Origin of the sequence: Flavobacterium sp. WG21 (assembly GCF_000335775.1) — a bacterium.
GTDB classification, from domain to species: Bacteria; Bacteroidota; Bacteroidia; order Flavobacteriales; family Flavobacteriaceae; genus Flavobacterium; species Flavobacterium tructae.
In genome coordinates this window covers 1-15,354 of record NZ_AMYW01000056.1, presented here as the reverse complement: position 1 = coordinate 15,354, position 15,354 = coordinate 1, and the positions used below count along the sequence as shown (strand labels likewise).

Below are 15,354 nucleotides of genomic sequence, written 5' to 3'. Positions count from 1 at the left end.
AGGTTTCAGGTTTCAGGTTTCAGGTTTCAGGTTTCAGGTTTCAGGTTTCAGGTTTCAGGTTTCAGGTTTCAGGTTTCAGGTTTCAGGTTTCAGGTTTCAGGTTTCAGGTTTCAGGTTTCAGGTTTCAGGTTTCAGGTTTCAGGTTTCAGGTTTCCCCTTAAACTTAAATTTTAAAATAAAATTTAAGTTTAACTACTCAAAACCCAAAAATTACAACTCACAATTTATAATTCATAATTAAAAAAAAGATGTTATCACATAAAGCAAAATATGCCCTTAAGGCCTTACTTTATTTAGCAGAACAAGACGAAAATCACATTTCAAGAACTATTGAAATCGCTGATGGAGCCAATATTCCTAAAAAGTTCCTGGAGCAGATTTTATTAGACCTGAAACGAGGACGTTTGGTAAGCAGTAAGCAGGGAAAATTTGGCGGATATTATCTGATACGCTCCAAAAATGACATCACTCTGGCAGAAATTCACCGTTTATTTGACGGTGCAATTGCCTTATTGCCTTGTGCTTCATTAAACTTTTACGAACCATGTTCTGATTGTAAAACCGAGGAAGAATGCAGCCTAAGACATGGTTTAATGATCATTCGGGACGAGACTCTTAAAGCCATGCAAGGCATCACAATAGCCTCTCTCATCAAGAAATAAAAAAATATTTTTTAATTCCTAGTAAATCGATAGAATTTATATATATATTTGCAAAAAATAATTAACAAATCATTTACTAAAGTTTTAACTATGAGAGTACATTCACAACCAATCGATGTATCGAAAAATCTTTTGCAAAGAAATTATATTATTCCATTCACAACTGTGAAAAACTATTCTTCTACAATGTGTATGTGTTGGTAAAAAAATTTATTTTAAATTCTACTAATCACATATACTTAATGTAAAAATGAAAAATTCGACAAAAAATATACTTACAATCTTATCTTTTTTAACCTTCTCTATAGCATTTGCACAAAACATTGAAGGTGTTGTTAAAACAAGTGAAAACATCCCTTTAGAAGCGGCAAACATTGTTATAAAAGGGACAACCTCAAATACTACTTCCGATCAAAACGGAAAATTTAGCATCGACAGCAGAGGAAAACTTCCGCTAACCTTATTAGTTCAATATGTAGGCTATAAAACTACTGAGATCGAACTTACCGATTTACCTATTGCTCCGCTACAAATAACTATTAAAGAAGAAAACGAACTTATTGAAGTAGTGGTTTCTTCGCGACGAAGAATCGAAAAAGTTCAGGATGTGCCAATCGCCGTATCGGTAATTACCGGTAAACAGGCTGAACAAACCGGAGCTTTTAATGTGAACCGAATTAAAGAACTCGTTCCTTCTGTACAATTATACTCTTCAAATCCAAGAAATACAGGAATCAACATTCGTAGCCTTGGTTCTCCTTTCGGACTTACTAACGACGGTATCGATCCGGGTGTTGGTTTTTATGTAGATGGGGTTTATTATGCCCGTCCGGCAGCCACTACTCTAGATTTTATTGACGTAGAACAAATTGAAGTATTACGCGGACCACAAGGATCTTTGTTTGGTAAAAATACTACCTCTGGTGCTTTTAATATTACCACTCGCAAACCAAGTTTCACTACTGGTGCTGATTTTGAAGTGAGTTACGGAAATTATGCTTTTCTTCAGGCGAAAGCATCCGTTACAGGAGCATTGGGTAAAAAAGTAGCGGGTCGTATCTCCTTTTCAGGTACACAACGTGATGGTTTGATCGATAATGTGGCTACGGGAAGACCTACGAACACTTTAAACAATCAGGGAATTAGAGGGCAATTGCTTTTTACTCCGTCAGAAAATACGAATATTATTCTGGCAGCCGATATCACAACGCAACGTCCGGATGGATACGCGCAGGTTGTGGCTGGTGTCGCACCTACGCAAAGAGCTGCTTACAGACAATTTAATGCTATCATTAAAGATTTAAACTATCAGCTACCAAGCCAAAATGCTTTTGACCGAAAAATCGATCACGATACACCATGGCGTTCAGGACAGGACATGGGAGGTATTTCTCTTAACATTGATACTAAAATTGGAACAGGAACACTTACTTCCACTACTGCATGGCGTTTTTGGAACTGGGATCCATCAAATGACAGAGACTTTACAGGATTACAAGTTTTGGCTAAGTCCCAAAACCCAACCAGACAGACTCAATTTACACAAGAAGTACGTTACGCAGGTCAGCTAACCTCTAAACTTAGCGGTGTTGTTGGTGCCTTCTTTATTGATCAAACTTCGCAAACAGACGGAACAGAAGAATCCGGTAATGCACAATGGAGATTCTCTCAAAGCAGTACCAGTCCGTTATGGAAAACTCCGGGACTTTTTGAAGGATACGGAATTAAAACGGATGCCAGAATCAGAGCTTCCAGTGCTGCTGTTTTTGGTCAGGTTGACTGGGCAATTACCGAGCGTTTACATGTATTACCGGGTATAAGATATAACTTCGACAAAAAAGATGCTCAATACAGCCGTACTACTTACGGTGGTCTTCAAACAACTGATCCGGCATTACTGGCGCTTAAAAAATCGGTTTACTCAGATCAGTCTTTTGCTTCGAATACTGACAATACCGATTTCTCAGGAAACATAACGGTATCTTATAAAGCATCTGACAAAATCAATGCTTATGCTACTTACGCTAAAAGTTACAAACCGGTGGGTGTAAATGTTGCAGGACTTCCAACAGATTCTAAAGGACTGCCATTATTAGATCTTGCGGTAATCAAACCTGAAAAAGTAAATCATTATGAAGTTGGAGTAAAAACTTCTCCTTTCAAAAATTCCATCTTTAATCTGACTTTCTTTAATACGGAAATTAAAGATTTTCAAACCAATGTTCAGGCTGCCGAACTTGGTGTAAACCGTGGTTATCTTGCCAATGCTGATAAAGTACGTGTAAGAGGTGCTGAACTTGATGCCAGTTTTGTTTTTAGCCAGCACCTGACTGTGAATGCAGCCGCGACTTATACAGATGCAAAATATGTTAAATTTACCAATGCACCACTTCCATTAGAAGAAACAGGAGCTCCAGTAGCTTTTAAAGATGTTTCAGGAACAGAATTACCAGGTGCTTCAAAATGGGCAGGATCTTTAGGAGGTGAGCTTTCTGACCATGCAAAATTCTTCGGAAATAAAGGAAAAATCTTCTTAGCTGTTGATTCTTATGCACGTTCTGAATTTTCATCAAGTCCTTCTGCTTCAAAATACTTAGTGGTTCCGGGATATGCTATTTTTAACGCTCGTTTAGGATTCCGCGCATCAGAAGGATTATCTGTTCATTTCTGGGGTCGTAACTTATTAAACAAAGATTACTATGAGCAATTACTGCCTGCCGGTGGAAATGCAGGACAATATGCCGCTGTACTTGGTGATCAAAGAACTTATGGTATTACTTTAAAATATTCATTATAAGCATTTAGTTAATTTTAAATACGATAAAACGAGATAGGTTTTCCAAACTTATCTCGTTTTTTTATTTCTAAAATTTCAAAATCTAAATTACAAAAATCTAATATCCTAGCTGTCTTTCGAATAAAAACCACTATTGTCTCATTCCTGCAGAGAATTAAAATTCCTCTCTTTGCCTCTTCTTTTTCCCTTTTTCAGCAGCAAAATTTCCTATTTTATAACTTACTGAGAACATAATATAACGCTTTAAAACAGTGTTTTCTTCATCACGGATTGATGTTGCCGAAATCGACGTCGTTGCGCTTTGATTCTGGTTTAGAACATCGTAAACTTTTACTTTAGCATATACTTTTTTATCAAAGAAACCGTAAGACAAACTAGTATTCCACAGATAAAAATCTTTTTTGAAATTACCCGAAATGCTTGAATTATAAGTGTAGCCAAAATCATTTCCAAAAATCAGATTTTCCGGCCAATAACTTGTGGTCTGCAAATTGATTCTGTGCACCACATTTGAACTGGCATCTCTTGAAGAATTCTCGTACCTGGTTTCGTTATAAGACAAACTATAAGATGGAGAAATGATTAACAGTTCACCGTATTCATAGGTAAAATTAAGCTTTGGAGTAATTGCTGTTGATTTTGCATTGTACAATACAGCATTGGTAAATCCTTTATCAAAAGAATAACTTCCATTTAATCCCAAACCATATCTAAAAAGGTGAGCATCTCTTTTTACCGACTGATTCCAGTTTCCACCAATCGAAGTCGTATAAGTTCCTGAAATATTGACATAAGTAGTTGTTCTCTTTCCACTATCATCATAAATTGAAGTCGAAACCACATCGTTGTTATAATAATCTCCCCTTACAAACAAACTGTAACCGGAACGCGTGCGGAAATCATAGTTTCTAAAACTAATATTAGCACTGTTTTTCTCAATAGGATTCAAATCAGGATTTCCGGTGATCGTATTCAACGGATTCGTTAAATTTAAAACCGGCATCAATTGAACGGCCGTAGGAAGCGCATTGGAATAATCGTATTTGAATGACAAATTTTTCGAACGGCTAAATTTGTATCGAACCTGAAAATCGCCATAAGGCAAAGCGTATCGTTTGTTCAAATCGGTAGCATTGTTCAGGTATAAAGAATGATTGTCGAACGCTACAATGGCAGTTCTACTGTTTAAATTAACCGTAAATTTTCGCTTTTGCCAGGTTAATCCAACTTTCGGACTAAAGGAATTTTGCTTTGAAGTGGTGTAATTGGTTAAAGACTCATTCAAATCCGAATACGATTGTGTCGCATTGTCAAAATCGTATGTTTTTGCATCTTTGACCTCCTTATTCCAGTCAAAATTTGAACCGAATCTTAACCTTAGTGAATCTGTCACCGGTTCGGTATACTCAAGTTCAAGCGAATAAACATCACTTTTGTTGTTGTTTAGGCTTTTTTGATTTCTATCGTCATTAGGTTTGTTGTCCTGATAAAAAATAGTTTGTGAAAGATTTTGAGCCTCACTATCTGTACTGGTGTTATTACTGTCAAAAGAAAGATTAAAATTACGATAATCCTTCTTGAAAGCTTTATTAAAATTGATGGTATTCCCCAAACTCGTATTGGTACTTTCCGAGTAGGATTTAGCACTGCTTTCATTTAAGGAATTCCCATTTTCATCTTCCGAAAAACTTGATGAAGACGAGTTATTATTCGAACGGGACTGATTGACCTTTGGTATTATGACCAATCGGGTTGTGGGATCAATTTTATATTCCAGTTCAAAATTCGCATTGTTTCCGGTATTTTCATTTCTGGTTTTAGAATCGGCCGAAGTGGCAATATTTCCGGTGGGCAAAAAACTCACCTGATCCGACTTGCTGTCATTAGTATTAACCGAATTCGAGAAATTATAACTTCCCATTCCCGACCAGCTTTTCGACCAGTCATCGGAGTAATTAAGTCCAATTAAATTCGACTGTGTGATTCCTTTACCACTACCTGAACTAGTGTTTCCCTTACTGTTTCGCCCGCCTCCCATCGTATCAAAAACCTCGTCCATTGCAAAACTTGTGGAGTTAATATTGTTGGAAGAAGCCAAAAGACTAATTTTTTGTTTGTTATTGAAAAAATTCAGGATCAGACTGCTTTCATATCGATCGTCGGAACCATAACCTCCCAATATTTTCCCAAAGTACCCTTTGTTTTTCTTTTCGTCTATCGTAATGTTGATGCTTGAAAAATCTGAAGTCGATTCCTGCTTGGAGAGCTCTTCTTTCTTCGTTTTAAAATCAGACACCTGAACCTTTTTGATTATTTCCGCGGGCAGATTTTTTAAGGCAATCGCGCCATCTTTACCAAAAAAAGTTTTACCGTTAACTAAGACCTGATTAACCTCTCTTCCGTTTACGGTCACTTTTCCGTCAGTTCCCACATCAAAACCTGGTAATTGTTTCAATAAAGTTTCAACATTGGAATCCGGACGGACTTTATAGGAAGCCGCATTAAATTCTAAAGTGTCTTTTTTAATGGTAATGGGTGGTGCTTCGCTTTTTATCACGACATTTTTTAAGGCGTTTACATTTTCAAGCAAATACAACTTCCCAAAATCCTTACTCTCCTGAATGCTCTTTTCTTCTTCAAAATAAGGCTGATATCCCATATAATTAACCTTCAGGAAAACAGGTTTATCATACTTTTTAGTGGTAATGCTAAAAGCTCCATTTTTATCGGTTGTTGCATATTCGATTACGGTAGAATCTTTAACCGTGGTAAAATAAACCGTTGCCAGTTCAAGCGGCAATTGCGTATTGATATCTACTACGGTTCCTTTAATAACAATATCATTTTGGGCACTCGCCGCATAACAAAAAAGGAAAGTAATCAGGAAATATAAATATTTGGTCATGAAAATGGTTCGTTTGAGACAGTAAGACTCCATAAGAGCTAAAAGGTTTATTATGAACGAAACATTCGGTCAAATAGTATGATTGCAAAAATAGTTTGAATTAACAACAAGGCAAAAAAAAAGCCCTCGTTATGAGGGCTTTTACTTTTATTTTTCTCTGATATAAATATCGATTGGCACTCCTGCGAAATCCCAATTTTCTCTAATTTTATTTTCCAGATAACGTTTGTAAGGTTCTTTAACGTATTGCGGCATGTTGGCAAAAAACACAAACTGAGGCGTTTGCGTTGGCAACTGCATACAATATTTAATTTTCACATACTTCCCTTTTGTTGCCGGTGGTGGATAAGCTTCAATTACTTTCAACATGTATTCGTTGAATTTTGAAGTGGCAATTCTTTGTTTTCTGTTTTCAAAAACCTGAACTGTAGCTTCTAATGCTTTCAACAAACGTTGTTTGGTTAAAGCCGAAACGAATAAGATTGGCACATCAGTAAAAGGCATTAACTCTTTTTTGATTTTCTCTTCGTAATCACGAGTCGACATGGTATCTTTTTCTACCAAATCCCACTTGTTTACCAAGATTACAACTCCTTTACGGTTTTTCTCAGCCAGCCAGAAAATACTCTGATCCTGCCCTTCAAATCCACGGGTTGCGTCGATAACCAATATACAGATATCTGCATGCTCAATGGCACGAACCGAACGCATTACAGAATAAAATTCTAAATCTTCCTTTACTTTAGCTTTACGACGGATTCCCGCAGTATCAACTAAATTAAATTCAAAACCAAAACGGTCAAATTTTGTATCAATTGCATCACGGGTAGTTCCTGCAATATCGGTTACGATATAACGATCCTGCCCAATCAAAGCATTGATAAAACTAGATTTACCGGCATTCGGACGTCCTACAACTGCAAAACGAGGCAAATCTTCTTTAACCTCAACTTCCGGTTTCTCCGGAAATGCGTCAATTAAAGCATCTAACAAATCTCCAGTTCCACTTCCTGAAATACTGGCGAAGGTGAAATAATCTCCTAAACCAAGGTTATAAAACTCAATCGCGTCTTTCTCACGCATGGCGTTGTCTACTTTGTTTACCGCCAATAAAACTGGTTTTGTTACTTTACGCAACAATTTAGCCACTGTTTCATCCATTGGTGTAATTCCTTCCTCGACATCCACAACAAAAATAATAACATCGGCTTCGTCGATTGCCAATTCTACTTGTTTACGGATTTCACCTTCAAATACGTCATCAGATCCGCGAACGTATCCACCCGTATCAATTACAGAAAACTCTTTTCCGTTCCACTCGCTTTTACCATAGTTTCTATCACGGGTAACCCCAGATACTGAATCTACAATAGCTTCTCTTCTTTGTATCAGCCTATTAAACAGGGTTGATTTCCCCACATTAGGTCTTCCTACTATCGCAACAATGTTATTCATTTTTTTGAATTTTAGATTTTGGACTTTAGATTCTAGATTTTTAGTTTCCTAAAATTCTATCCCTTATAAATCCAAAATGCTTTATTTTAATTTTTTGCAAAGGTAGTTAAAAAAAGTTGCTGAGAGGCTAAGTTTCTAAGTACCTAAGTTTTTTGTTCTTTTTATACTCTTTGTTTCAGGTTTCAAGTTTCAGGTTCTATATCAGAACTTGAAACTTGAAACCAGAAACAAATCAACGATTAAACAATTAACCGATTAAACGTTTACTGGTTATACCCGAATCGTTTTAACATATTGGCATTGCTTCTCCAGTTTTTATTCACTTTCACGTAAAGTTCTATATGAATTTGTTTTCCGAAGAATTTCTCTAAATCTATTCTGGCATCCATTCCCACTTTTTTCAAAGCGGCTCCTTTATGTCCGATAATGATTCCTTTTTGTGTATCTCGCTCTACCATAATTACCGAACGGATACGGATAATTTTTTCATCTTCAAAAAATTCTTCTGTTACAATTTCAACCGCATACGGAATCTCTTTGCTATAGTTCAATAAGATTTTCTCACGAATAGTCTCGTTCACGAAAAAACGTTCCGGTTTGTCTGTCAATTGATCTTTCGGATAATAAGCAGGTGATTCCGGTAACAATTCGATGATTCGGCTAAAAACTTCCGGTACATTAAAATTCTGTAAAGCCGAGATTGGGAAAATTTCAGCATTTGGCACTTTCTCTTTCCAAAAAGCAACCTGCTCTTCTAATTGTTCCTGATTGGAATTGTCGATTTTATTCAACAATAACAAAACCGGAATTTTAGCATAGATGATTTTATTAAAGAAAGCTTCGTCTTTTAAGTCCTGCTCTCCTATTTCGACCATATAAATCAAAATATCTGCATCTTCAAAAGCCGATTTTACAAAGTTCATCATCGACTCCTGCATTTCATAAGCCGGTTTTATAATTCCGGGCGTATCTGAAAGTACCAACTGAAAATCTTCACCATTTACAATTCCTAAGATTCTATGACGTGTTGTTTGTGCTTTTGAAGTAATGATCGATAATCTTTCTCCAACAAAGGCGTTCATCAATGTTGATTTTCCAACGTTTGGATTCCCGATGATGTTTACAAAACCTGCTTTATGTGACATTTGTGTATGATTTAATTGTACTGAGGACCATTTGACCCAAGGGTCTCGGGTGCAAAGGTAGTCATATCAACTCAATACAGAAAATAAAACATTTTTTAATGTTTTCGTTGGATTTCTCAAAAAACAGCGTATCTTTGCACCCGAAACATCGCGGGATAGAGCAGTAGGCAGCTCGTCGGGCTCATAACCCGAAGGTCACAGGTTCGAGTCCTGTTCCCGCTACTAAGACGAAGCTTCAGAGAAATCTGAAGCTTTTTTTGTTTTACACACTTTCTAACTTTTTCATTCCACAACTTTTACTACACATTTGCACTTTTAATCTTATTTAGAAATAAGAACTTCATTGATTTCGCTTAACAAATCAAATTCATCATTAGGAAAAAGTTGCAAAGCCACTTCTAAAACAATACCCACATCTATAGCCGATGGTTTAACCGTTTCTGAAATTTTACACTCATCCTGATTCAGCGCTAAAACGCATAATTTAAGCATGTTTGCAATAACACAACCCAATTCAGAGTAATTCAGCACTTTGATTTCAGCAGTATAATACCCTGTTTTGTCATTCGTTGGTTTTAATGTATTTAAATAACCATCTGCTAATCTTTTGATATACTCTAAATCTTTATTTTCATTTGTTTTCATCGTACATTTTTTTGTTAAGTTTCCGAAGTTATCATATATGATAACCTGTTTACGCAAATATATAACAAAATTTGAATTATCATAAAAGATAATTTACTTTGAAACATTCTTTACAACAAAAAGTCGGAAAACGAATTCAGGAAATTAGAATTGAGAAAAATATTTCTCAACAGGAATTAGCCTCAAAATGCAATTTTGAGAAAAGTAATATGTCCAGACTGGAAAACGGAAATTCTAATGCGACACTTTCTACTCTAGAAAAAGTATGTGACGCATTACAAATTGATTATATTGAATTATTTAAATTTTAAAAGCAGATAACATTTTGTTTACAATATCATAAAAAAATTGCACAAAGTCAGAGACATTTGCGCAGCTTTTCAAAAGGAATACTTCGGAGAGCGAGGGGTAGCTATTAGCTGTAGCTTTTTAATCTTTCGTGTTTTCGCCTGGTTTAATTTTATCTAAATCTTCATCAATTGTTTCTTCATTGTATACTCTCCATTTTTCTAACATAGCATAAAATTCAAAACCAATTTTTGAAGTTTGAATCATTTCTGAACCTATTGTGTCTAATTTATTTGTAGTTGGAACTTTTTCAACAATACCGTATGACATTAAAAGTGGGCCAAGAAGATAATATGTGTTATGGTCGTGTTCCCATTCTACACCTTGATTGAATATTCTAATATACAATGAAAATATTGCTAATAAGTCAATTTCATTCGGAACTTCTGGTCCCATTAAATTTACAGGGGTTGCTACTTTATGAGTTAATAATGCGTTATACATTTCTCTAAAAGTAAAATTTCCAACTTTTTGTTCAATATCAAATCCAATTATTTTTTTGTTTTTGTACTTTCTTATTCTAAATATTACATAGTAGATTAGAATTGAACAACTAAAAATTATTAAATAAACATATACCTTTATTTCGAAATTAAGAATATTAATAAAAGCATCAGTAAAAGAAATATTCGATAAAACTGTTTTAAAAAAGGTATATATTAAAGTTATAAAAGTAATTATTCCAACTGATATTACTTTACTCCAAACAGGATCTGTCCAAGACCTTTCAAAAAAACCTTTGTACTTAATCTTATCATTCTCCATATTTTCTGCTTTTTATTTTCTAAAATTACAACTAACGTTCTCGCGCTACAAGCAGTTTGGACTAAGTTATGCCCGTTCTTCGGATTTGTAAAATCATCCAAATGCAAAACCATTTCCCTTTAAGCCTATTGCACAAATCCGTTGTAGCCGTTACCACTCGTTTTTTTGTAGATTTTCTGAATACAATTTATTTGAATCAAGTTCAAAAAAATCAAATATTTCTTTTTTAATTTCCCTATTTATTGGATTTCTTAAATCAGTATCACGACCATAAAATTCTTCATTCCAATATGATTGATTAGAATTTTCTGATATTGCTTGTAGTAAACTTGACTTATTAAAATCTAATCCAAATTGAATTGATTCATTTCTATATGGATTGAATTTTAAGCATTTATCCCAATCTCCTTTAGGATCTGGGTTTGGTATTTCAATGTATTTATAAAATTTATCTCTTTTAGTTTCTTTGTATATTTTACCATACTGTAAATAAACAGTATCAAAATCACCATAAGAAATACTTCTCGCATATGAAATTGGAAAATCTATTTCCCAATCTTCTAATGGTAAGTTTCCGATTATTTCAAAATCACCATAATATAGTAAATTGTCCATAATATATTGTGATGGTAAACTTTTCAAAAATTTCAAACAAGTTAAATCTATTTCTTTCGAATTCTGAATGATATGATATATTTTAATAACTAAAGGTTGTGTCATCAAGTTCGAGAAGCCATAATTTTTATTTGTTTTAAAATTTGGATTTTTTCTTATTTTTCTAATATCACAAATTAAACGACCAAATCCGAAGTTTCTCCTATCAACTTTGTAAATAAAAAATCACCTTCTTTTAAATTTATTCGTTTTCTTTCTTCGGTTGCTATTTTTTGTAAATCATTTAAATCACTTTCGGTTGTATTTGATATATAATTGTCTAACCAAAGAGGCAAATCCTTAATACTCTTAAATCTAATATTTTCAAAACTTGTAGAATAATATGTTTTCTCTGTTGAATGATTTCCTATAATAATTCCTGCAATGTTGAAAGTAAAATACATACCAATTCCGTTTCTAGCTTCTAGAGAAGAAAAGTTTAATTTTTTCTCTTTTCCTCTGCTCGTTTTAGGTAATAATATTGTTCGATTTACAGTTTCTTCTTCTAATTTGATTTCTTGATAGGAATAATCACCCACACTAATTTTTTTTCGGATTATATTGCCATCAAAATAGACGAATATTTCTTTAGTGATTTCTACTTTTTCCCAATTATCAGGAACAATTTCAAGACCTAAATATTTCCTTTGGTGATTGTTTAATTCAAATTTCATCAGTTTTTCCTTAAAATTAGTGGTAACTTATATATGTATAACAAACCCACACAAACTCATCCACATTTAGTAGATATGTGTGATAAATTTCACACATTACTTATTTTCAAATATATAATTTTTTCACTACAAACCATCAAAAGGACTTTTAATTTGATTGATGCTTTTTGGCACTTGTGTGATTGGCTATACAAACAAAAAAAGAGAAAAAATTAAGATGTGCATGCTAAAATATTGTAATAATCCTGGATAATCTGGTTAGATATTTGAATGCTTCCCGCTACTAACACAAAGCCCCCGCTTCGCAAAGTCTCCTGACTTTGCGTTTTTAACCTTTAGTTCTCATAAACCTTAAACCTGTATAAGTCTCCCAACTTTTCTGAATTCTATTTATATTAATAGTTATTTCTAAATTACATCTTCTACAAGAAAACTTAATCACTTTGCGGGTGCGAAGTCAGAGACATTCGCACAGCTTCTCATAAGGAACTTTTCGGAGAGCGGGAGTCGAAATCTTATCGCAACAGAGGGCTAAGGATAGACAGCTTTCACTTTTGAATTATTTTCTCTATTCAGCCGAATTTCAACCTTTAATACATTTGACACTCTACAAACATTTAAATAATTTCCTTTAACACTCTTTTCCCAATTAATATAGTCTATATTACTTTTAAACTCATTTAAGAATAAATTGTCTTTTGAATTTATCGTTTTAAAAAGCCCTCCTACAGGCACTATCTCCACCTTCCCATCATCTTTAACAATTAAAAAAGCATCCATACCCCCATCAAAACCCGAATAGGTCTCCTCAATGTATGATTGTGGCAAAGGTTCATCTTTTTTATATTTACCATAATAAAAAGAAATCCTGTTCCCTCTATCCACCCTGGTTATTGTAGTTTTCTTATAGCTATAGTAAATATAACTTTCCTCAGATGAGCAAGCTCCTAAAAAAAGAGTCATCAATAAAACTATTATATTTTTCATCGTTTTTATACTATTTCACCTCGCTCTCCGAGGTACTCTTATGAATGTTATACCAATATCTCCGACTCTGTGCCTCCTCTAAAAACAAATCTAGTACAAAAAACAAAAACACCATAAAATCTCTGATTTTGTCTCAAATTCAATATCGATTCTATTCGTCAAATGATTTAACATTCAAAACATTTTAAAAATCGAGAAGTTTTCTCTCTTTATTTTCTGTAAATTTGACTGTATGTACAAAACAAGTCTGCTAATACTTTTAGCAAACAACTTCTAAATTAATTCTCTTACTATAACCAATGTCTACTCTTTATCAAAGCCCAAGAATTATTATTCGTGAATTTTTATCTCAAGAGCAACAAACATTTTTAAATCTTTTTAAAGACAATCAAGTTACACAATACCTTCCTGATACTTCACCAGAAAGATATGCAGAAATGTTTACTGAATTGCTTGAAAATTATGAAAAGAAAAATCTTAGTCGATGGGCAATATTTGATACTACAAATAATAATTTCATAGGAATGTGTGTTGCTCGTGTTTTTATACACAACATAAACCAAATAGAAATTGGATATGTACTCAGTCGAGAATATTGGGGAAAAGGTATTGCTACAGAAGTATGCAAAGCAATAACACAATATAGCTTTGCAAATACAAATACAACAGAAGTTGTAGCCGTAACAGATCTCCATAACACCGGATCACAAAATGTACTGCAAAAAGCCGGATTCGAACGATTAAACAACCTTATAAGAAATGAAGAAGAGCTGGCTTATTTTAAGATAGGACGATTATAATCTTGCCGGCGCGAAGTCAGAGACATTCGCACAGCGTTGCAGATGAACACTTCGCATAACGGGTAATGTTGTCAGTTTTTTTTTAAAATTAAAAACTTTTACCAGCGTTAAATTTTGGAAATAAATAACATACTTTTGGATTAACTAAAACCTTATTTATAAAACTAAAATATGAGAAAAATTATTGTAAGTATGTTTGTTCTAAGTCAATGTTTTAATGTACAGGGACAATCGATAGATAAAATTATTACGAACAAAGAAGTAAGTCGCATAGAGAAAATACTTTCGGCTGATGATATGCAGGGTAGAAGAACTTTTACTCCCGGTATAGAAAAAGCATCCGCTTTTATAGAATCAGAGTTTAAAAAAATTGGTCTGCAAACCTTCAATGCAGCAGCGAATTACAGACAAGAATTTTCGATGACTGCCTCGAAAGCAGTTTCTTCCAAAATTACTATTGATGGTAAAGAAATAAATAACAATCAAGTTGTAACCTTCTCCTACCTTCCTCAGGTTTCTTTAACGGAGAAAAGCGATGTTTCTGTTGTAAAAATCAATAAAGGAGACAACTTTGGCGAGAAATTTAATGAATATTATAAAAGTCCAAAAAATCTTTTGGTCTTAGTTGACTCTTCATTTGATAAGATTTTACCAAATATTCAACATATTGATCGAATAACTGCTAATCCGGGAAACAATACTATTCTGTTTGTTTTTGGTACCACAGACGCAACTACTTTTTCTGTTGAACAAACGAATACAATCTCCAAAAAAGCATTGAATAATATTGTTGGAATATTACCCGGAAAAACGAAACCCAATGAATATGTGATTTTTTCAGGGCATTATGATCACATAGGAGTAGGCTCTCCTGAAGAAGGTGCCCCACATCCTGCAACAGACTCTATTTATAATGGAGCTAATGATGATGCCGCCGGAACAACAGCAGTAATTATGCTTGCGAAATATTTTAAAAAACAAAACAACAACGAGCGTACTATTATTTTTACCACATTTACAGCGGAAGAATTAGGTGGTTATGGAGCCAAATATTTTTCTAAACAGCTTGCACCGGAACAAGTGATTGCGATGTTCAATATTGAAATGATAGGAACAGAATCTAAATGGGGTAAAAACTCTGCTTACATTACAGGCTTCGAAAAGTCGAACATGGGGCAGATTTTACAAACTAATTTAACCGGAACAAGCTTTAACTTTTATGCAGACCCTTATCCGGACCAACAATTATTTTACCGCTCAGACAACGCTACTTTAGCCAGACTTGGAGTTCCTGCTCATACCATTTCTACTTCAAAAATGGATAACGAGCCTACATATCACACAGCCGATGATGAATTTGAAACGTTAGATATTGATAACATGACTCAAATCATAAAATCAATTGCACTAAGTTCCTCTTCGATTATTAGCGGAAAAGATACGCCAACAAGAGTCAATACTACGCAATTAAAATAACATTACACAGGTTCGGGGCTTCGGAGGCGAACTAATAAAAA

At 34.2% G+C, this 15,354-nt stretch carries 13 protein-coding genes and 1 tRNA gene; 6 read left to right on the top strand and 8 right to left on the bottom strand.

Annotated features, from left to right (window positions below):
• Positions 1–248 precede the first annotated feature (248 nt).
• A complete protein-coding gene (locus C245_RS0122190) occupies positions 249–662 on the top strand; it encodes an Rrf2 family transcriptional regulator (protein WP_017498808.1) in 414 nt (137 codons plus the stop codon).
• Between the two features lie 250 nt (positions 663–912).
• Entirely contained in the window at positions 913–3,459 is a 2,547-nt protein-coding gene (locus tag C245_RS0122185) for a TonB-dependent receptor (RefSeq protein ID WP_017498807.1), read from the top strand.
• Positions 3,460–3,613: 154 nt separating this feature from the next.
• On the opposite strand, the gene C245_RS0122180 is transcribed toward C245_RS0122185, so the two are convergent.
• The 3 genes from C245_RS0122180 to era all read right to left on the bottom strand — a co-directional run bounded on the left by C245_RS0122180 (position 3,614) and on the right by era (position 8,964).
• The gene (locus C245_RS0122180) at positions 3,614–6,364 is read right to left on the bottom strand and encodes an outer membrane beta-barrel protein (RefSeq protein ID WP_017498806.1); all 2,751 of its coding nucleotides are present in this window, start codon (positions 6,362–6,364) and stop codon (positions 3,614–3,616) included.
• Positions 6,365–6,511: 147 nt separating this feature from the next.
• Complete coding sequence (der, locus tag C245_RS0122175) at positions 6,512–7,819, bottom strand: ribosome biogenesis GTPase Der (protein ID WP_017498805.1); 1,308 nt, start codon at positions 7,817–7,819, stop codon at positions 6,512–6,514.
• 263 nt (positions 7,820–8,082) lie between these two features.
• Complete coding sequence (era, locus tag C245_RS0122170; protein ID WP_017498804.1) at positions 8,083–8,964, bottom strand: GTPase Era; 882 nt, start codon at positions 8,962–8,964, stop codon at positions 8,083–8,085.
• Positions 8,965–9,113: 149 nt separating this feature from the next.
• Here era and C245_RS0122165 point away from each other — a divergent pair.
• Positions 9,114–9,186: transfer RNA gene (locus C245_RS0122165), tRNA-Met, on the top strand.
• 99 nt (positions 9,187–9,285) lie between these two features.
• Here the strand turns inward: C245_RS0122165 and C245_RS0122160 are convergent.
• Entirely contained in the window at positions 9,286–9,609 is a 324-nt protein-coding gene (locus C245_RS0122160) for a hypothetical protein (protein ID WP_026110227.1), read from the bottom strand.
• Positions 9,610–9,707: 98 nt separating this feature from the next.
• On the opposite strand from C245_RS0122160, the gene C245_RS0122155 reads away from it, so the two are divergent.
• Positions 9,708–9,920 carry a helix-turn-helix domain-containing protein gene (locus tag C245_RS0122155; RefSeq protein ID WP_017498802.1) on the top strand — a complete coding sequence of 71 codons (213 nt, stop codon included), beginning with the start codon at positions 9,708–9,710 and terminating at the stop codon, positions 9,918–9,920.
• A 118-nt stretch (positions 9,921–10,038) separates the two neighbouring features.
• Here C245_RS0122155 and C245_RS0122150 read toward each other — a convergent pair whose 3' ends face one another.
• From C245_RS0122150 to C245_RS0122135, 4 genes are all read right to left on the bottom strand, one after another.
• On the bottom strand, positions 10,039–10,722 hold the full coding sequence (locus C245_RS0122150; protein ID WP_017498801.1) for a hypothetical protein: 684 nt from the start codon (positions 10,720–10,722) through the stop codon (positions 10,039–10,041).
• 150 nt (positions 10,723–10,872) lie between these two features.
• Positions 10,873–11,505, bottom strand: a complete 633-nt coding sequence (locus tag C245_RS0122145) for an Imm26 family immunity protein (protein WP_304412210.1) — start codon at positions 11,503–11,505, stop codon at positions 10,873–10,875.
• Positions 11,506–11,513: 8 nt separating this feature from the next.
• Positions 11,514–12,050, bottom strand: a complete 537-nt coding sequence (locus C245_RS0122140; RefSeq protein ID WP_026110225.1) for a hypothetical protein — start codon at positions 12,048–12,050, stop codon at positions 11,514–11,516.
• A 531-nt stretch (positions 12,051–12,581) separates the two neighbouring features.
• The gene (locus tag C245_RS0122135) at positions 12,582–13,037 is read right to left on the bottom strand and encodes a hypothetical protein (protein WP_157495928.1); all 456 of its coding nucleotides are present in this window, start codon (positions 13,035–13,037) and stop codon (positions 12,582–12,584) included.
• 299 nt (positions 13,038–13,336) lie between these two features.
• Between C245_RS0122135 and C245_RS0122130 the strand changes: the two genes are divergently transcribed.
• The gene (locus C245_RS0122130; protein ID WP_017498799.1) at positions 13,337–13,837 is read left to right on the top strand and encodes a GNAT family N-acetyltransferase; all 501 of its coding nucleotides are present in this window, start codon (positions 13,337–13,339) and stop codon (positions 13,835–13,837) included.
• Positions 13,838–14,008: 171 nt separating this feature from the next.
• Positions 14,009–15,313: a M20/M25/M40 family metallo-hydrolase gene (locus C245_RS0122125; RefSeq protein ID WP_017498798.1), complete on the top strand. Its 1,305-nt coding sequence runs from the start codon at positions 14,009–14,011 to the stop codon at positions 15,311–15,313.
• The last annotated feature ends 41 nt before the right edge of the window (positions 15,314–15,354 follow it).